Raw genomic sequence first — 18,081 nt, 5'->3', positions numbered from 1 at the left:
GTTTTCAGGAGAACGCCAGCACCGCCGCGAGTCCCAGGCCGGCGATGCCGATCCCGATGCGCAACGGCGTGGCGGGCAGGTGGCGCACGAGCGTCGAGCCCAGCCACGCGCCGCCGAGGGAACCGAGGCAGACGGCGAGGGCGGCCGTCCAGACCACCTTGCCGGTGACGGCGAAGACGATCGCGGCGAGCAGGTTCGCCGAGCCGGTGACCAGGTTCTTCGCGGCGTTCGTCCGGGCCAGCGGCTGCGTCCAGACGGAGACGAGCAGGGCCAGCATCAAGACGCCCGCGGCGGCGCCGAAGTAGCCGCCGTAGATGCCGATGAAGAACGCGGCGACGCCGGTTGCCGGGCGCAGGCCGTGGTGCTCGGCGCCTTCGGCCAGCCGGCGCAGCCGCGGCCCGGCCATCAGGACGATCGAGGCGGCGCCGATCAGCCACGGGACTATCGCGGTGAAGGCGTCGGACGGGGTCAGGAGGAGCACCAGCCCGCCGCACGCGCCACCGACGGTGGTGATGACGCAGAGCGGGACGAGCTTCTGCCGTTGACCGGCCAGTTCGGGACGCGCCCCGGCGGCGCCCCCGGCGGTGGTGCCGAGCATGGCGACGGTGTTGGTGATGTTGGCGGTGACGGGTGGCAGCCCCGCGGCGAGGAGGGCGGGGTAGGAGACCAGCGAGGCCAGCCCGGCGATCGACCCGGTCAGGCCGGCGCCGACGCCGGCCAGGACGAGCAGGAGGAAGACGCCGGGGCCGGTGATCACGTTGTCATCTCAACACGGCGGGCTTTGGGGGCCGTGCCGGGGTCGTGAGTGAGAAACAGTGTTCTAACCCGGTTTCTCACTCACGACCCCGGGCGAGCTGCGGTATAGGTCGTTATACGAATTACCCAGGCGTTGTCCGAAACCGGACGGGATCCGGCGACGGGCTTGCCCCGCGGCGACGGGCCGTCACAGAATCCGCGCTGACAAGGTTGTCAGCGAGCGGAGACCGGACCATGGGCGAGTTGAACCGGCGGAAGGCCCTCGTGGGCGCGGGCGGCGTCGCGGCCCTCCTGGCCTCGGGACTGCTGCCGGGGGTCGCGGCGGCCACGGGCGCGGCGAGCGGGCAGGCACCCGGCGGACCGCCCGATCCCGTCGCCGCCACCTACCTGCGCGTGCTGCTCCGGCACACCCGCTGGGCCGAGCAGCAGTTCGACGCCACGGCCGGGATCTACCCCGCGAAGGACTTCACCTTCGCCGTCGTGCTCGGCAACGCCCTCCTGCTCACCCGCCCCGGCTACGACGAGACCACCGCCGGCGTCAGCCAGGCGACCCTCAAGGCCCACACCCTCGCCACCATCGAGCACTTCGCCGCGTCGAACCTGCTCACCGGCGGCACCGAGTGGGGCCGGAAGCTGTTCTTCGACACCACCTTCCAGTCGTACTTCCTGCTCGCCGCCCGTCTCCTGTGGACGGACCTCGACGACGCCACGAAACGGAACGTCGAGCGCATCACCACCGAACAGGCCGCCTACACGACCGCCCTCGGCACCGCGGACGACCCCACCTCCGGCAGCTGGACGCCGAACGGCCTGAAGGGTGGCTTCGTCGGCGACACCAAGCTCGAAGAGATGGGGGTCTACGCCCAGTCGCTCGCCCCCGCGCTCGCGTGGGCGCCGGGCGACCCGCGTGCGAAGGACTGGCGCGAAGCCTTCGGTGCGTGGAGCCGCAACGAGACCGGGCTGCCGGCCGCCGACCTCGCCAACCCGCGGCTCGTCGACGGCCACCCGATCAGCGCGAACACCGCCACCAACCTCTACGACACCTTCCTCGTCGAGAACCACGGCTCGTTCGGCCCGCACTACCAGGAAGAGCTGTGGCGCACCTCCGGCCGGAACGCGATGCACTTCCTCGCGGCCGGTGCCCCGCTGCCCGAAGTCCTCACCGCCCAGCCGAACGGCGAGCTCCTCTGGCGCACCATGCTGCTGATGACCAGCGACGCCGGCGAGCCGTTGATGCCCATGGTCGCCGACCGCGAGCACCTCTACGGCCGCGACGTCATCCCGCTGGCCTTCCGCGCCCAGGTGCTCGGCGACCGCCATGCCGCCCGCGCCGAGGCCGACCTCGCCGCGCGGCTCGAGCCCTACCAGGCCTACGCGCCCGCCGACCGGATCACGAAGTTCTCCGGCGAACCGAAGTACGAGCCCGAGGCCCGCGCCGAACTGGCCATCAGCTACCTGTTGCACGAATGGCGCGCGCGGCAAGGCCCGATCGAGCCCGTGAGCACGAGCGAGTTCGACGCCCACGCCGCCGGGGTCGCCGACTTCGGCGCCGCGCCCGGCCTCCTCGCCCACCGCTCCCCCGCCGCCTGGGCCGCGACCGTGACCAAGACCGGGTTCGTGAAGTTCGCCTGGCAGCCGCACCACGACGACTGGCTGTTCGTGCTCGGCGGCGCCAACCCGATGCTGCTCCCGGCCACGAACATCGCGGTCAAAGAACGCCACGCCACCACCTACGAGAAGGTCCGTGACGGCTTCGACGGCACCGTAGGCGTCCTGCGCTTCGACGCCGGGTACGCCGCGCTCGCCACCCTTCCCACCGGTGCCGCGGTGTACGCCAGCACCGGCGTCGCCGAGAGCGAAGGCGTCCTGAACGTCTACAACCTCGCCATGCCGGGCGTCCCCGGTCTCGACGGCGACCGCACCTACACCGCCGCCGAAGGCAAGGTCACGCTCAAGGCCACGGCCGCGCCCACCGGCGCCCGGACCGACGACCTGACGTTCACCCCGGTCACGGCCCGGCACGTCCGGATGCTCGGCGTCCAGCCGGACCCGACGTACGGCTATTCGCTCTGGGCCTTCGAGGTCCGCGACGGCGACGGCCCGGACCTCGCGCGAGCCGGAACCGCGTCGGCGTCCTCGGCAAGCTCGGGCAAGGAAGCCAAGTACGCCACCGACGGCGACGCGGCCACCCGCTGGGCAGTGTCCACATCGGACCGTCCGCGCGCCGACAGCTGGCTCGCGGTCGACCTCGGCACCCCGCAGACCCTCGACCGTGTGCGGCTGAGCTGGGAAGCGGCCGCCGGGCGCAAGTACCGGATCGAGACGTCGCCGGACGGCGCGACCTGGACGACAGTCGCGACCTACCCGGTGCCCGCGTTGCGCAGCACGAAGGGCCGGCTGGACATCGACGGCCGGGCCGGGGTCCTCGTCGAGAGCGCGAACCCGCTCACCGTCACCGCCGACCGCGTCACGCTCTCCGACGGGCCGGCCGCGCCCCTGCTCGCCGAGCTGTACCCGCACACCGAGGACCTCGCGAAGCTCGCCGCCCGCCCCAAGGCCACCACCACGGCGAGCGCGGTCCGCGCGAGCGTCACCGACGGTTTCCTCGTGCTGGTCAACCTTTCCGGCACCGCGGCGACCGGCACGGCGACCCTCCCGCAGGACGGCGGCACCTACCGGCTCTACCGCGGCGAGCAGACCGTCACCCGGACCGGCACCGAAGTCTCCTACGCGCTGGCCGCGGCGGAAGGCCGCATCGAGCCCCCGCGGTTCACCGTGCGGGGACCGGCCGGGCTGAAGGCGGTCGTGCGCGACGCGAGCCGGGTCGACCTGACGGCGCCGCCGGGGTTCCTCCCGGTCGTCGTCACCGTGACGCCGGACGGCGGCCGCCCGCGGCCGGTGCTGCTGCCGCCCCGCCGGACGGTGCCCGTCGTGTTCGGCGACGTCCGGCCGTACCCCCTGGCCGACCTCGCGCTCGGGCGGACCACCTTCCCCGCCGAGCCCCTGCCGCCCGGGATGTCGAGCCCGGGGGCGGCCGTCGACGACGACCCGGCGACGGCGTGGCGGCCCGGCCCGGACGGTCGGCTGGTCGTAGATCTCGGGGCGGTGACGGCGGTTTCCGCCGTCGAACTGGCCTGGACACCCGGACGCCGGCCGAAGGCGAGCGTCGAAACCAGCGTCGACGGCGTCACCTACCGGACGGCGAGCTCCGGCCCGGCCCGGTACGTGGCGGTCCGGACGGGCTGGCGAAGCGGCGATGCGAGCCTCACGCGGCTTTCCGTCCGGACTTGATCGATCTCGCAGCGCCCGCGGCGGGCCCCGGGGCGAGTACCTTGGCACCACAGGTCTCGCCGGCCCGGGAGGACGGATGCGCGTCACGATCGCCGAGGTCGCCCGCCGCGCGCGGGTGAGCAAGACGACCGTGTCGAGGGTGCTCAACAACAAAGCCGATGTGGACGCGGCGACCGCGATCCGCGTGCGCGAGGTGATCGCGGCGACCGGGTACATCCCGAGCGCCGGCGCGGTCGGGCTCGCCCGCGGCGTGACCCGCACGGTCGGGATGCTGGTGCCGGGCCTGACCTGGCCGTGGATGGGCGAGGTGCTGCAGGGCGTCGCCGACGTCGTGGAGGCCAAGGGCTACGGCCTGCTGCTGTCCACGGCCAACCGCGGCGCGGACTCCCTCGGCGAGTTCTCCCGGCAGGTGTCCGCGAAGGCGTTCGACGGGCTGCTGCTCGTCGAACCGCCGGACGCCGTGCGGCACCTGCGCGTGCTGCACGACTCCGGGCTGCCGGTCGTGGTGATCGACGACCGCGGCCGCCGTCCCGCGTTCCCGTCGGTGGGCACGGACAACCGGCAGGGCGGCGCGTCCGCGGCCCGGCACCTGCTCGCCACCGGGCGCACGCGGCTCGCGACCGTCACCGGCCCGCGCGACTTCGGCTGCACCAGCGACCGGCTCAACGGCTTCCGCGACGTCATCCGCGAAGCCGGCCTGGCGCTGGACCCGAACCTGATCATCGAAGGCGACTTCACCAGCGAAAGCGGCGAGGCGGCCATCCTCCAGCTCCTGGCCACCGGCCCGGAGTTCGACGCCGTCTTCGCGCACAACGACCTCACCGCGGCCGGTGTGCTGGCCGGGCTGCGGAAGGCCGGGCGTGCGGTGCCGGCGGACGTCGCCGTGGTCGGGTTCGACGACATCCCCCTGGCCGCGCACACCCAGCCCCCGCTGACCACCGTCCGCCAGCCGCTGCGGCAGATGGGCGAGACGGCGGCCCGGCAGCTGCTCGCCCAGCTGGGTGGGGCACCCCAGCCGGACGAGCCGCTGATCGTCCCGACCTCCCTGGTGATCCGGGAGTCGACCCGGGAGGCTCAGGAGACGGTCAGCGCCGCCGAGAGCGGGACGTTGCGCGAGGAGTCACCGAGGTAGACCCGGTACTGGCCCGCGTTGGTCGTCCACGACCCGGTCCAGTGCGCGAGGTCCCGCGGGGTGAGCGGGAACGACACCTGCTGGCTCTGTCCCGGGTTGAGCTGCACCTTCTTGAATCCCTTCAGTTGTTTCGGTGGCTCGCCGTTCCCGGCGGGCTGGCCGACGTAGAGCTGGACGACGTCGGCGCCCGCGCGGGGGCCGGTGTTGGTCACCGTCGCCGTCACGGTCGCCGTGCCGTTCGTCCCCTGCGGCGACACGACCAGGTTCGAGAACCCGAACGTCGTGTACGACAGGCCGAAGCCGAACGGGAACAGCGGCTCGATGTTCCGGCTGTCGTACCACCGGTACCCGACGTTGAGGCCTTCCGAGTACTCGATCCGGTCGTTGGCGCCCGGGAACTGCTGGACGTTCGCCGTCGGCAGGTCGGCGAGCTGCTTCGGGAAGCTGACCGGCAGCTTGCCCGACGGGTTGACGTCGCCGTAGAGCAGCGACGCGATCGCGTTGCCGTTCTCCTGCCCCGGGTACCAGCCCTCGATGACCGCCGCGGCCTTCGACAGCCACGGCATCGTCACCGCCGAGCCGGTGTTGAGGACGACGATCGTGCGCGGGTTGGCGGAGGCGACCGCGTCGATCAGGTCGTTCTGCTGGTTCTGCAGGTCGATCGTGTCGAGGTCCTGCGTCTCCGACTCGCCGTAGCTGGCGAACACGATCGCGACGTCCGCGGCCTTCGCGGCGGTGACCGCGCCCGGGATGTTCGGCGTCTGCACGTGCTCACCGGCGCCGTCCACATAGGACACCGTGACGCCGGACCCGGCCCGTGCCCTGATGCCGTTGATCGGGTTCACCGACGCCGGGGACGGGTTGACCTTGGCGCTGCCGCCACCGATGTTCTGCGGGTCGATCCCGTCGCCGCCGGACAGCGCGATCGACTTCGTCGACGCGGTCAAAGGCAGGACGCCGGTGTTCTTCAGCAGCACCGACCCGGCCGCCGCGACGTCCCGGGCGGTCGTCACGTTCGCCGCGTTCGTCACGACCGACTGCGGCGTGCCGCGCCGGGCCCGATCGAACACGCCGAACCTGAACATCTGCGTCAGCACCCGCCGGACCATGTCGTCGACCCGCGCCTGCGTGACCTCACCGCGCGAGACGGCGTCGAGCAGGCCCTGGCCGAAGAACGCGCCGCCGGGCATCTCCATGTCGAGCCCGCCGTTGGCCAGCTGCCGCGGGCCGCCGGTCGCCGAGCCCCAGTCGGAGCCGACGAAGCCGCCCCAGCCGGCGTCCTGCTTGATCGCCGTGGCGAGCACCCCGCTGTTCTGGCACGCCGGGACGCCGTTGATCTGGTTGTAGGCGCACATCATCGACGCCACCTGCCCCTGGCTCGCCACCTGCTGGAACGCCGGCAGGTACAGCTCGTGCAGGGTGCGGTCGTCGATGATCACGTTGTCCGACGGCGTCCCGCGCGACGCCCCGGCCTCGACGTTGTACGCCGCCGCGTGCTTGGCCTGCGCCATGACGCCCTGGCTCTGGATGCCCTGGATCGTCGCCGTCCCGGCCGCCCCGGCGAGGTACGGGTCCTCGGCGTAGGTCTCGAAGTTGCGGCCCCACCGGGGGTCGCGGACCAGGTTGATCGTCGGGCCGAGGGCGATGTCGACGCCCTTGCCCGCGAACTCGGCACCCATCGCGGAGCCGTACCGGTTCATCAGGCCGGTGTCCCAGGTCGCCGCGGCCGACACCGGCGCCGGGAACTGGGTGACGCCGTCGAGGCCGTCGCCGACCCCGGCCGGGCCGTCCTGCAGGCCGAGGGCCGGGATGCACAGCTCGGGCACGGCGTCGGTGTTGCCGATGTACGGCCCGGTCGCGCCGTTGCCGTGCAGCACCTTGATCTTCTGCTGCGCCGTCATGGCCGCCATCAGCTGGGTGACGCGGTCGGCGACCGGGGCCGTCGAGCCGACCCACGGACAGCCCGTCGGTGGTGGCGTTGTGCCGTCGGTCGTGTGCACCGCGAACTCCCACAGCGAGACACCCCATTGCGTGGCCCGCGCGGTCGCGGTCATCCGCACGTAGCGAGCCGTGCCGGACACCGCGGGGTGTTCGGTGCCGCCGGTACCGGCCACGGTCGCCGCCGTGGTCCACGAAGTCCCGTCGGTGGACAGCTGGATCGTGTACGCGCTCGCGTAGGCCGCCTCCCAGGTCAGGTCGACGCCGCAGACCGGCCGCGAGCTGCCGAGGTCGACCTGGATCCACTGCGGGTCCGCGGCCAGGCTCGACCACCGGGTGCCACCGTCCCCGTCGACGGCCGCTGACGCCGGGAAGGCGTCCGACTGCACGCTCGACGCCGTCGCCGGTTGCCGCAGTGCCGCGTCGGCGCTGCCGCACGCCTGCGACGAACCGTCGCCGAAGACCTGGAACTCCCAGAGCGAGACGCCCCACTGGGTGGCGCGGTGGGTGGTGGTCAGCCGGACGTAGCGGCCGCTGCCGGACACCGGCAGCGTCTGGGTACCGCCGGTGCCGGTCGTGGTCGAGTACACAGTGGACCACTGGCCGCCATCGGCCGAGGCCTGGATCGTGAACGCCGTGGCGTACGCCGCCTCCCACTGGAGGACGACCTGGCTGAGGCTGTGCGACGAACCGAGGTCGACCTGCAGCGTCTGCGGGTCGGCGGCCAGGCTGGACCAGCGCGTGCCCGGGTCGCCGTCGACGGCCGCGCTCGCGGGGAAAGCGGCGTTTTCGGTGGAGGAGGCGATCACGGCGTGCCCTTGGGAGAGCAGGGCCGGGGCCGCCTGGGCGGTGAGCGGCGGGACCGCGAGCAGTCCCATCACCACCGCCGCACCGAGGGCGAACCGCCTCACTGGTACACCCGCACGTAGTCGATCACCATGTCCTGCGGCAGGACGGTCCCGGCTCCCGGCGGACCGGGGAAGTCGCCGCCGATCGCGTTGTTGAGGATCAGGAAGAACGGGTGGTCGTAGACCCACGGCCCGCGCGTGCTCTCGACGGTGTCGCGGTTGATCGTCTCGAACGCGTTCCCGTCGACGTAAAACGTCATGTGCGACGCGTCCCAGTCGAGGCCGAACTTGTGGAACCCGGCGGAGACGTCCTGGCCGAGGTCGAGCGGCGCGCCGATGCCGCCGGCGCCGTTGTACGCGGGCGCGTGGATGGTCGAGTAGGCCAGGTTCGGCGACTTCCCGACGTGCTCCATGATGTCGATCTCGCCGCAGTTGGGCCACGGCGTGCCGCTGAAGAAGTTCGCGCCCAGCAGCCAGAACGCGGGCCAGAGCCCCTGCGAACCGGACACCTTGATGTTCGCCTCGACGTGCCCGTAGGTGAAGCTGAACTTGCCCGCGGTGTTGATCCGGCCGGACGTGTACTGGCAGGTGCCGCTGCCGCTGATCGGGTCGACCGGGCAGGCGCTGCCCGGGGTGGCTTCGCGGCGGACCTGGATGACGAGGTTGCCCCGGCCGTCCTGCTTGGCGTTGTTGTTGTTCGTGTAGTACTCGAGTTCGTTGTTGACGCCGGGGCCGGTCTCGGCGGTCCACTTGCTCGCGTCCGGGCCCGCGCCCGCGGCGCCGTTGAACTCGTCGCTCCAGACCAGCGTGCCCGGGAAGTGCGGGGCCGGCGGCGCGGGCGGCGGGGTGGTCGGGTTGCCGCCGGTGCCGTAGACGTCGAAGCCCCACAGCGAGTAGCCGTAGCCGTTCGACCGGGCGGTGCCGTACATCCGGACGTACCGGCCGCTGCCGTTGACGGTCAGCGTCTCCTTGAAGCCCTTGCCGGTCGTGGTCGAGTAGAGCGTCGTCCAGTTCGCGTTGTCGTTCGAGATCTGGAGCTGGTAGGCGACGGCGTAGGCCGGGTCCCACTGCAGGACGACCTGGTGCACGGCCGCGGTGGCGCCGAGGTCGACGGTGATCCAGCCCGGGTCGACCCAGCCGGTGGTCGCGCTCGTCGCCCAGCGCGTGGCCGGGTCGTGGTCGAACGCCTTCGCCGGGAGGCAGCCGGGGCACGCGCCGTCGTCCTGGTACGAGGAGGCCGTGCCGGACTTGCCGTAGGACAGCAGGGCGTCGCCGGGCTGGGTCGTCCCGCCCCCGCCGTAGACCTGGAACTCCCAGAGCGAGTAGCCGTACTGCGTGGCGCGCTGGGTGCCGGTCAGCCGGACGTACCGGCCGCTGCCGGTGACGTTCAGCGTCTGGGTGCCGCCGGTCGCGGTGGTGGTCGAGTAGAGCGACGTCCAGGTGGCGCCGTCGGTGGACGCCTGGATCGTGAAGGCCTTGGCGTAGGCGGCTTCCCAGCTCAACACGACCTGGGACAGCTGCTGGGTGGAGCCGAGGTCGACCTGCAGCGTCTGCGGGTCGCCGAACGCGCTGGACCAGCGGGTGCCGGGGTCACCGTCGACCGCGGCGGCGGCCGGGAAGGCGGCGGACTCGGTCGAGGACGCCGTCACCGGACGGCCTTGGGAGAGCAGGACGGGCGCGGCCTGGGCCACCGGCGCGGTGAGCAGGGCGGCGAGGGTCAGGGCGAGGACGGCGAGAACCCGGGTTCTCGGCATGCGGCGTTGCATGGGGCACCTCCACGGCGAACCGGCGCCGGGACGGCCTTGCCCCGGCGCGGATCGGCTCACGTGGTCCTTGGCGCGGGTGTGGGTCCCGCCCTCGGCACGCTCTTAGTTCAGGATATAAATAAAGAGCCGTAAAATGTCAACGGCGCTGCGCCGGACGGTCGCGGACCACCCCGCACACTGGTCCGGGAGAACGAATCCCCGCCGGATCCTTGACTCCGCCGAACCCCGCGCTGTTAACTGCGAACCGCCGTCGGAACCGGTTCCGTGACCGCCACCCGGGATCGTTCCGCCGCGACACGCACCCCTTCGGGATGACCGGTTCGCGCCGTCGCACCCGCCTCGCACCGCTCCTCCGGCTCACGGCGCCGGGCGGATGAGGCGGCCGCGGACCCGCCGCACCACCCGACGCCGGCGCGAGCTGTGGGGCTCGCCCGGTCCGCCGCCGCCCGGCGTTGCCGCGCGGTCTCTTCCCCGCACCTCGATCAGCAGGCAGGCAGATGAGATCACCGACGTTCTCCCCCGCACACCGCCTCCTCGTTCTCGCGACCACCCTCGTCACCGCGGTCACCACCGCGGTGGTGGTCGGGTCCGCTCCGGCGCAGGCCGCCGCGTGCGGGACCACGAACCTCGCGCAGGGCCACACGGCGACCGCGTCCTCGACCGAAAACGGCGGGACGCCCGCGTCCGCCGCGGTCGACGGCAACGCCGGCACGCGCTGGTCCAGCGCGTTCAGCGACCCGCAGTGGCTGCAGGTCGACCTGGGCTCCGCGCAGCAGCTCTGCGACGTGGTCCTCAGCTGGGAAGCCGCGTACGCGAAGGCGTACAGCGTGCAGCTCTCTTCGGACGCGAACACCTGGACTACGGCGTACACGACCACCACCGGCGCCGGCGGCACGCAGACCGTGTCCGTCACCGGCACCGCCCGCTACCTGCGGGTCTACGGCACCCAGCGGGCGACCGGCTACGGCTATTCGCTCTGGGAAGTCGCGGTGCACGGCACCGGCGGCGGGACGACCATCCCGCCGACCGACCCGCGCAACCCGGACCTCGGGCCGAACGTGTCGGTGTTCGACCCGTCGACCCCGGCCGCGACCATCCAGAACCGGCTGACGCAGCTGGCGGACCAGCAGCACACCAACCAGTTCGGCAACGAGCGTTACGCCGTGCTGTTCAAGCCCGGGAACTACACCGCCGACGTCAACCTGGGCTTCTACGAGCAGGTCGCGGGCCTGGGCCTCTCCCCCGACGACGTCAACCTCAACGGCCACGTCCGCGTCGAAGCGGACTGGCTGCAGCAGGGCGACAACCCGGCCAACAAGGGCAACGCGACGCAGAACTTCTGGCGCTCCGCCGAGAACCTCTCGGTGACGCTGCCCGCCGGGCAGGTCGAACGCTGGGCCGTCGCGCAGGCCGCGCCGTACCGCCGGATGCACCTCAAGGGCAGCCAGATCCAGCTGTGGAACGGCGGCGACGGCTGGGCCAGCGGTGGCCTGATCGCCGACAGCAAGATCGACGGCGTGGCCGTTTCCGGCTCGCAGCAGCAGTTCCTCACCCGCAACAGCGAGCTGGGCGGCTGGCAGGGCGGCGTCTGGAACATGGTGTTCGTCGGCTCGACCGGCACCCCGCCGGCGTCGTTCCCGAACCCGCCCGAAACGGTCGTCGGCCAGACGCCGGTGATCCGCGAGAAGCCGTTCCTCTACGTCGACGGCTCGGGCAGCTACAACGTGTTCGTCCCGGCGCTGCGGCAGAACTCCTCGGGCACGAGCTGGGGCCACGGCGCGCCGGCCGGGCAGTCGATCTCGCTCAGCGAGTTCTACGTCGCGCACCCGTCCGACTCGGCCGCGACCATCAACGCGGCTCTGGCCGCGGGCAAAAACCTGCTGGTGACGCCGGGCGTCTATCACCTGGACCAGGCGCTGAACGTCACGCGCCCGGACACCGTGGTGCTCGGCCTCGGCCTGGCGACGCTGATGCCCACCACCGGGACGGCGGCGATCACGACGTCCGATGTGGACGGCGTCAAGATCGCCGGGCTGCTGATCGACGCGGGCGCGGTCAACTCGCCGGTGCTCGTGCAGGTCGGCCAGCCGGGTTCGAACGCCAACCACGCGGCCGACCCGACGTCGCTGCACGACGTGTTCTTCCGGATCGGCGGCGCGGCCGTCGGGAAGGCCACGCAGACGCTGGTGGTCAACTCGAACAACGTCATCGGCGACCACATGTGGCTGTGGCGGGGCGACCACTCGAACGGCGTCGGCTGGAACGTCAACACCGCGGCGAACGGCCTGGTCGTCAACGGCGCCAACGTGACCATGTACGGCCTGTTCGTCGAGCACTACCAGCAGTACGAGGTGCTGTGGAACGGCAACGGCGGGCGGACGTACTTCTTCCAGAACGAGATGCCGTACGACCCGCCGGACCAGGCGTCCTGGTCCAGCGGAGGCGGCCGGCAGGGCTGGGCGGCGTACAAGGTGGCCGACTCGGTGACCAGCCACGAAGGCTGGGGCCTGGGCAGCTACTGCTTCTTCAACACGAATCCGTCCATTGTGGCCAGTCACTCCTTCGAGGTGCCGAACAACGGCGGGGTCCGGTTCCACAACCTCGTTTCGGTGTCACTCGGTGGCGTGGGCACGATCGCCCACGTCATCAACGATTCGGGTGACGCCGCGAACACCGGGCACCAGGTGAGCCCGCTGGTCTCCTACCCGTAGCACGGCGGCGACGTACGCGTCCGGGCGGACCAGCCAGGCTTCGCCCGGACGCGCACCCAGCACCCCGCCCACCGGGATCCCCACCGACCGCGCACCCTCCGCCCGCACGCCCGGCGTCGTCAGCAGCAGGAACCCCCGCCGGGCCAGGTCCCGCAACCGTCCACTCGCGACGGTGAGGTCCGGTAGCAGCACACCCGGCCCCGGCGGCGGCACCGCCCCTCGCGGCGGCCGTCCGGCGAACGGGCGTCCCGGATCTGTCGTGGTCAACGGCGAATCCGCGTACCAGAACGGCTCCGCCAGGCGGCCCGAGTCGACCTGCTCGCACGCGGCCGGGTCGTGTGCGGCACGCGTGAGGACGTCCAGTCGGCGCCGGTGCCGCTCATCGTCCTGCGGCACCAGGAAGTCCATCGTGGCCGTGGTGACGGCCGCGTTCTCCACCGCCGCGGCGTGCCGCTCGGTGTGGTAGCTCTCCAGCAGTTCCTCCCCCGCGTCGCCGCGCAGGACCCACGCCAGCTTCCAGGCCGCGTTCTCCGCGTCGGCCACGCCGGAGTTGAGCCCGCGCGCCCCGAACGGCGCGACGAGGTGCGCGCAGTCCCCGGCGAGCAGCACCCGCCCGACCCGCATCCGCGGGACCAGCCGCGTGTGGAAGCGGTACACCGAACGCCAGATCACCTCGTAGGGCACCGATCCGATGATCGCGCGGATCCGCGCCTCCATCGCCCCGCCCGACTCCTCGGCCGCGAGGTCGTAGTCCGCCGGGACCTGCCAGTCGATGCGGAACTCCGAGTCCGGGCACGGGTGGATGAGCACCTGGCGGCCGGGGTTCCACGGCGGGTCGAAGTAGAACCGCCGCTCGGCCGCCCAGCCCGGCAGGTCGGCGCGGATGTCGCAGATCAGGAACAGGTCCCGGAAGGACACGCCGTCGAGACGCTGGCCGAGCGCCCGTCGCACGATGTCGCCGCGCGCACCGGTGCACGCGATGGCGTAGTCGGTTTCGATCCGGCGCGGCCCGGCCGCCGTGTCGCACTCGACGACCACCCGGCCGGGCTGGGTCAGGCGCCGGACGCGGTGCCCGCGGCGGACGTCGATCAGCGGCTGCCGCGCGATCAGCTCGTCGAGGACCTCCTCGACGCGGGCCTGCGAGAGGTTGACGAACGGCGGCAGGGCCGAGCCGCCGTCGGGCAGCTTCAGCGAGAACAGCTCGGTGTCGCGGTGGAACGTCCGCGCGGTCGTCCAGGTGAGCCCTTCCTCGGCGAGGCAGCCCGCGCCGAGGGACGCCCAGACGTCCAAAGTGTCCCGTTGCTGGCAGATGGCCTTGGACCCGACGGGGTCGCGCACCTCGTGCTCGTCGACGAGCACGACGGGTACGCCCCAGTGCGCGAGCAGCAGCGCGGCCGTCTGGCCGACGGGGCCGCTGCCGAGAACGGCGACGGTCATCGCTTCAGTCCTGCAGCTGGTCCCAGACTTCGCGGTCGCGTTCGGCGGTCCACACCACCGGCCGCTCGATGCCGCCCAGCTCGTCCCACAGCCGCGAGACGTCGAAGGGCAGGCAGTGCTCGAAGATCGGCCACTGGCCGTACTGCCCGACGAGCGCCGCGTGGGTCCGTTCGAAGGCGTCCTTGAGCGTCCCGCCGGCGTCCCGCGCCGCGCCGACCTCGCGGATCATCGTGTCCAGGAAGTGGCGGGTCTGCGCGATGGCGGCCTCGACCGCCTTCGCTCCCCGGCTCACCCCGCCGCGGCCGCCGATCAGTGTCTCGGCCCCGAAGGCGCCGACGCGGTCCAAAGTGGACGATGCCCATTCGCGGTGGAACGCGTCGCCGGTGTACAGCGCGGCTTCGGCTTCCACGAGGTCGCCGGCGTAGAGGATCTTCCGCCGCGGCAGCCAGGCCACGATGTCGCCCTCGGTGTGGCCGCGGCCGCAGTACTGGAGGACCAGGTCGCCGCGGTCGCCGCCGAGGTCGATGGTGAGCCGGTCGGAGAAGGTCAGCGTCGGCCAGGTCAGGCCCGGCACCGAGTCCGCGGCCTTCGCCAGCCGCGGCATCCGGCCGAACTCGCTCTCCCAGTCCTCCTTGCCGCGCTCGGCGACCAGGGCCCGGGTGTTCTCGTGCGCGACGATCACGTCGGCGTCGAACGCCGACGCGCCCAGCACGCGCACCGCGTGGTAGTGGCTCAAGACCAGGTAGCGCACGGGTTTGTCGGTGTGCTCGCGGAGTTTCGCGAGCCATTCGCCCGCGGCGACCGGCGTGGCCAGCGCCTCGAAGCAGACGAGGAAGTCCTCGCCCTCGATCGCGCCGATGTTGGGGTCGCCTTCGGCGGTCAGCGCGTAGACGCCGTCGTCCAGGACTTCCAGGGTCTGCGCTTTCTCCGCCAGGTCGGCCGAAGAGGCGAAGGCTTTCTTCGTCACGGCGAGCGCTCCTCATGATCGTCAAAGGTTTGACTATCTCGCCGGTCACACTAACCCGCCGCACCGGCGCGCGGAACCCCTTCGCCTAATCTGGGCCGCATGACCGACCGACCGGCCGAAGACCTCGACTACCTCTCGTTCGTCGACTACGCGATCGGGAAGACGAAGGCGGAGCTGCCGGCCACCGACCCCGTCGCGATGCGCCTCGGCCTCACGCTGCACCGGCTGGCGGGCGCGCTGGTGTACGACTGGGAGTCGACGGTGCACCGGCCGCGCGGCCTGAGCTGGGGCGGGTTCCGGGTGCTGTTCGTGCTGTGGCTGGCCGGCCCGCAGGAGTCCCGCCACGCGGCGCGCCTGGCCGGGATGAGCCGCGCGGCGGTGTCGGCCCTGGTCAAGACCCTGGAGCGCGACGGCCTGGTGACCCGCACGCAGGTCCCCAGCGATCGACGGGCCGTCCGGCTCGCCCTGACCGAGGGGGGCCACTCGGCGGTGACCGACGCGTACCAGGCGCACAACGCGCGCGAGAAGGAGTGGGCGGCGTCGCTGACGCCGTCGGAGCAGACAGTCCTGATCGGACTGCTGGAGAAGCTCACCACGAGCCCGGTGGCCGCGGCGGCCCAGCGGCTCGCCTAGCTGGCCAACCCGGGCAGGGTGTGCCCGGTCTGCTCGGCCTTCGCGCGGAGGTACCGGACGTTGTTCTCGGTGGCGAAGACCCCGGTCGGCACCTGCTCGCGCACGGCGATCCCGGCTTTGCGCAGCTGGGCGGCCTTGTCTGGGTTGTTCGACAGCAGGTCCACCTCGGTGACCCCCAGCGCTTCGAGCATCTGCGCGGCGACGGCGTAGTCGCGGGCGTCCTCGGGCAGGCCGAGCGCGGCGTTGGCGGCGTAGGTGTCGAGGCCCTGGTCTTGCAGCGCGTACGCGTCGAGCTTGTTGTAGAGGCCGATCCCCCGGCCTTCCTGACGCAGGTAGAGCAGGTAGCCGCCGGCCTCGGAGATCCGCTCGACGGCCTCGGCCAGCTGAGGCCCGCAATCACAGCGCGCGGAGCCGAAGACGTCCCCGGTGAGGCATTCTGAGTGCGGCCGCACCAGCGGCACGTCCCCGGGAGTGCCGAGGACGAAGGCGAGGTGCTCGCCTCCGTCGGCCAGACCCCGGAAGGTGACGGCCTCGGCGTCGACGGCGACGCCGCCGTGGAGTCGCAGCGGGATCCGCACCCGCGTCCGCACCTCGGCCGTCATGCTTTCTCCCTGGGATCGCCCACGTGATCGACCCTACCGGAAGTTCAAATTCGAACATCGGTGATCGCGCCGAACATCACTGGGGCCAACACCGGAGGATCACCGGATCTTCCCGATCGGCCCCGAAAACCGGTTACGTCACGTCGTATCCTCGAGCCATGATCCCCGGGACCACCGCCGCGTCGTTCCTGCTGGTCGTCGTCCTCGGGGCGATGTCGCCCGGGCCCGACTTCGTCGTCGTCACCCGGTCCTCCCTGACCGGTGGGCGACGGGCCGGGATCGCCGCCGGGGCCGGGATCTCGCTCGGGGTCTTCGCCTGGGTCGTCGCCATCGCCTTCGGGGTCGCCGCCGTGCTGACCGCGTCGGCCGTCGCCTTCAGCGTCGTCAAGCTCGTCGGCGCCGGCTACCTCGTCTTCCTCGGGGTCAAAGCCTGGCTGGCCGTGCGCCGCGGCGAATACCGGGACCTCGGCGACGCCGGGGACGCCCCGCCGCTCGCGGCCGGTGCCGCCTTCCGGCAGGGGCTGTTCACCAACTTGCTCAACCCCAAGGTCGCCGTCTACTTCCTCGCCCTGCTCCCCCAGTTCCTGCCCGCGGGCGGCTCCACCCTGCAGACGCTCGAGCTCGCCACCATCGCGACCGCCGGCACGGTCCTGTGGTTCGGGGCGCTCGCCCTCGTGGTCGGCGCGTTGAAGCGGTTCTTCGGTGACGGACGCGTCCGTCGGGGGCTCGACGCCGTCCTCGGCAGCGTGCTCGTCGCGCTCGGGGTGAAGGTCGCCGCCGAAGCGGCGTGAGGGCCCGCCGGGGCGGGCCCTCCGGCCGTCACAGCGCTTCGGCCGCCAGGCGGGTGCCCTCCACCCGGGCCCGGATCTTCGCGAACGCGATGTCGCGGGAGGTCGACGTGTCGTCCGCGAACGGCGAGAACCCGCAGTCGTCGCAGGTGCCGAGCCGATCGGCCGGCAGGTACTTCGCCGCCGTGAGCACGCGGTCGCGGACCTCCTCCGGCGTCTCCACCCGCGGGTCGATCGGGTCGATCACCCCGACGAAGATCCGCTGGTCCGCCCGCAGGTGATCGGCGATCACCTGCAGCGCGCGAGCCGGGTCGGCCTCGCTCGCCAGCTGGACGTAGAAGTTCCCCGCCTCCAGCCGGAACAGCTCCGGCAGCAGGTCCGCGTAGTCGACGTCGAGGCTGTGCACGGAGTCCTGGTCGCCGCCCGGGCAGGTGTGGACGCCGATCTTCGCGCGCTCCTCCGCCGTGAACCGCTGGAGCACAGCGTTGTTGAGCTCGACGAACTGCCGCAGCAGCCCGCCGGACGGGTCCAGCTTCAGCGACAGCCGCCCCTCGGTGAAGTCGATCTGCACCGCGTGTGCCCCGGCGTCGAGGCTGCGCCGGATGTCGGCCTCCGCCTCGTTCACCAAGTCCGCGACGAACTGCTCCTGCGGGTACCCGTCGATGCCGTCGGCCGGGTAGATCAGCGAGATCGCGGACGCGGCGATCACGGCCTGCTTGACCGGCTTGTCCGTGAGCGCCTTCGCCCGCGTCAGGTACTCGTCGGCGTGCGTCGCGTAGCGGAACGGGCCCGCGGTCAGCCGCGGCAGCTGCCGGGTGTGCCCGTCGGCGAACGGGATGACGACGCCGTCCGGCGCCAGCGCGGTCAGCCCGGCCAGCGGGTAGGTCGCGAAGCTCGGCTTGCCCTGTTCGCCGTCGGACACGACCGGCGACCCCGTCTCTTCGAACCGGCTGAGCGTGTCCGCGAGGGCGCGGCTCTCCAGCTCGGCGAGCGCGGCGGCGTCGATCCGTCCGGCGGCGAACGCGCCGAGCCCGTCGATCAGGTAGCCGGGACGGGGAATGCTGCCGATCGGTTCGGTCGGCAAGGTCATGGAGTCCTCCGCTGCTTGAAGGTCCTGACCGGCTTCGACCGGCGCGAAGCCGGCCTGACCGGCCTCGTGTCAGGCGAACCTAACGCGCTCCCGGGCGGTCACGGAGCGCGGATCACCCGGTC

At 72.2% G+C, this 18,081-nt stretch carries 12 protein-coding genes; 5 read left to right on the top strand and 7 right to left on the bottom strand.

The annotated features are described in order from the left end of the window. Positions 1-4 precede the first annotated feature (4 nt). Positions 5-757, bottom strand: coding sequence for a sulfite exporter TauE/SafE family protein (locus AA23TX_RS47760; protein WP_155549667.1), 753 nt, complete (start codon positions 755-757; stop codon positions 5-7). Positions 758-990: 233 nt separating this feature from the next. On the opposite strand from AA23TX_RS47760, the gene AA23TX_RS47755 reads away from it, so the two are divergent. Both AA23TX_RS47755 and AA23TX_RS47750 read left to right on the top strand, forming a co-directional pair. Continuing rightward, positions 991-4,047, top strand: a complete 3,057-nt coding sequence (locus tag AA23TX_RS47755) for a discoidin domain-containing protein (protein WP_155549666.1) — start codon at positions 991-993, stop codon at positions 4,045-4,047. 76 nt (positions 4,048-4,123) lie between these two features. Beyond that, a complete protein-coding gene (locus AA23TX_RS47750) occupies positions 4,124-5,179 on the top strand; it encodes a LacI family DNA-binding transcriptional regulator (protein WP_155549665.1) in 1,056 nt (351 codons plus the stop codon). On the opposite strand, the gene AA23TX_RS47745 is transcribed toward AA23TX_RS47750, so the two are convergent. Together AA23TX_RS47745 and AA23TX_RS47740 are read right to left on the bottom strand one after the other, a co-directional pair. After that, the gene (locus AA23TX_RS47745) at positions 5,122-7,995 is read right to left on the bottom strand and encodes a glycoside hydrolase family 3 C-terminal domain-containing protein (protein ID WP_155549929.1); all 2,874 of its coding nucleotides are present in this window, start codon (positions 7,993-7,995) and stop codon (positions 5,122-5,124) included. The two genes, AA23TX_RS47750 and AA23TX_RS47745, sit on opposite strands and share 58 nt — an antisense overlap. Positions 7,996-8,024: 29 nt before the next feature. Next, positions 8,025-9,719: a discoidin domain-containing protein gene (locus tag AA23TX_RS47740; protein ID WP_230863123.1), complete on the bottom strand. Its 1,695-nt coding sequence runs from the start codon at positions 9,717-9,719 to the stop codon at positions 8,025-8,027. A gap of 509 nt (positions 9,720-10,228) precedes the next feature. Between AA23TX_RS47740 and AA23TX_RS47735 the strand changes: the two genes are divergently transcribed. Next, positions 10,229-12,442 carry a discoidin domain-containing protein gene (locus AA23TX_RS47735; protein ID WP_155549663.1) on the top strand — a complete coding sequence of 738 codons (2,214 nt, stop codon included), beginning with the start codon at positions 10,229-10,231 and terminating at the stop codon, positions 12,440-12,442. Here the strand turns inward: AA23TX_RS47735 and AA23TX_RS47730 are convergent. Further along, positions 12,344-13,879 (bottom strand): FAD-dependent monooxygenase, encoded by a 1,536-nt coding sequence (locus tag AA23TX_RS47730; RefSeq protein ID WP_155549662.1) that lies wholly within the window; start codon positions 13,877-13,879, stop codon positions 12,344-12,346. The genes AA23TX_RS47735 and AA23TX_RS47730 overlap by 99 nt on opposite strands. 4 nt (positions 13,880-13,883) lie before the next feature. Further along, positions 13,884-14,846 (bottom strand): MBL fold metallo-hydrolase, encoded by a 963-nt coding sequence (locus AA23TX_RS47725; protein WP_155549661.1) that lies wholly within the window; start codon positions 14,844-14,846, stop codon positions 13,884-13,886. Positions 14,847-14,945: 99 nt separating this feature from the next. Between AA23TX_RS47725 and AA23TX_RS47720 the strand changes: the two genes are divergently transcribed. Next, positions 14,946-15,479 carry a MarR family winged helix-turn-helix transcriptional regulator gene (locus tag AA23TX_RS47720; protein ID WP_155549660.1) on the top strand — a complete coding sequence of 178 codons (534 nt, stop codon included), beginning with the start codon at positions 14,946-14,948 and terminating at the stop codon, positions 15,477-15,479. Here AA23TX_RS47720 and AA23TX_RS47715 read toward each other — a convergent pair. Continuing rightward, positions 15,476-16,081: a GTP cyclohydrolase II gene (locus tag AA23TX_RS47715; protein WP_155549659.1), complete on the bottom strand. Its 606-nt coding sequence runs from the start codon at positions 16,079-16,081 to the stop codon at positions 15,476-15,478. The two genes, AA23TX_RS47720 and AA23TX_RS47715, sit on opposite strands and share 4 nt — an antisense overlap. 158 nt (positions 16,082-16,239) lie before the next feature. Between AA23TX_RS47715 and AA23TX_RS47710 the strand changes: the two genes are divergently transcribed. Then, positions 16,240-16,872: a LysE family translocator gene (locus AA23TX_RS47710; protein ID WP_155549658.1), complete on the top strand. Its 633-nt coding sequence runs from the start codon at positions 16,240-16,242 to the stop codon at positions 16,870-16,872. 28 nt (positions 16,873-16,900) lie between these two features. Here the strand turns inward: AA23TX_RS47710 and AA23TX_RS47705 are convergent, their stop codons facing one another. Next, positions 16,901-17,959, bottom strand: a complete 1,059-nt coding sequence (locus AA23TX_RS47705; protein ID WP_155549657.1) for a cobalamin-independent methionine synthase II family protein — start codon at positions 17,957-17,959, stop codon at positions 16,901-16,903. Between the last annotated feature and the right edge of the window lie 122 nt (positions 17,960-18,081).

This window comes from Amycolatopsis camponoti, from assembly GCF_902497555.1.
Lineage (GTDB): Bacteria > Actinomycetota > Actinomycetes > Mycobacteriales > Pseudonocardiaceae > Amycolatopsis > Amycolatopsis camponoti.
The sequence above is the reverse complement of the archived record's forward strand: the minus strand, read 5'-3'. Positions and strand labels throughout refer to the sequence as shown.

What these genes read in the sequence shown, in the direction of transcription:
- AA23TX_RS47705 (WP_155549657.1), bottom strand. Translation starts at nt 17,959, where the DNA reads ATGACCTTGCCGACCGAACCGATCGGCAGCATTCCCCGTCCCGGCTAC.
- AA23TX_RS47730 (WP_155549662.1), bottom strand. Translation starts at nt 13,879, where the DNA reads ATGACCGTCGCCGTTCTCGGCAGCGGCCCCGTCGGCCAGACGGCCGCG.
- AA23TX_RS47745 (WP_155549929.1), bottom strand. Translation starts at nt 7,995, where the DNA reads ATGGGACTGCTCGCGGTCCCGCCGCTCACCGCCCAGGCGGCCCCGGCC.
- AA23TX_RS47710 (WP_155549658.1), top strand. Translation starts at nt 16,240, where the DNA reads ATGATCCCCGGGACCACCGCCGCGTCGTTCCTGCTGGTCGTCGTCCTC.
- AA23TX_RS47740 (WP_230863123.1), bottom strand. Translation starts at nt 9,719, where the DNA reads ATGCCGAGAACCCGGGTTCTCGCCGTCCTCGCCCTGACCCTCGCCGCC.
- AA23TX_RS47750 (WP_155549665.1), top strand. Translation starts at nt 4,124, where the DNA reads ATGCGCGTCACGATCGCCGAGGTCGCCCGCCGCGCGCGGGTGAGCAAG.
- AA23TX_RS47720 (WP_155549660.1), top strand. Translation starts at nt 14,946, where the DNA reads ATGACCGACCGACCGGCCGAAGACCTCGACTACCTCTCGTTCGTCGAC.
- AA23TX_RS47755 (WP_155549666.1), top strand. Translation starts at nt 991, where the DNA reads ATGGGCGAGTTGAACCGGCGGAAGGCCCTCGTGGGCGCGGGCGGCGTC.
- AA23TX_RS47735 (WP_155549663.1), top strand. Translation starts at nt 10,229, where the DNA reads ATGAGATCACCGACGTTCTCCCCCGCACACCGCCTCCTCGTTCTCGCG.
- AA23TX_RS47715 (WP_155549659.1), bottom strand. Translation starts at nt 16,081, where the DNA reads ATGACGGCCGAGGTGCGGACGCGGGTGCGGATCCCGCTGCGACTCCAC.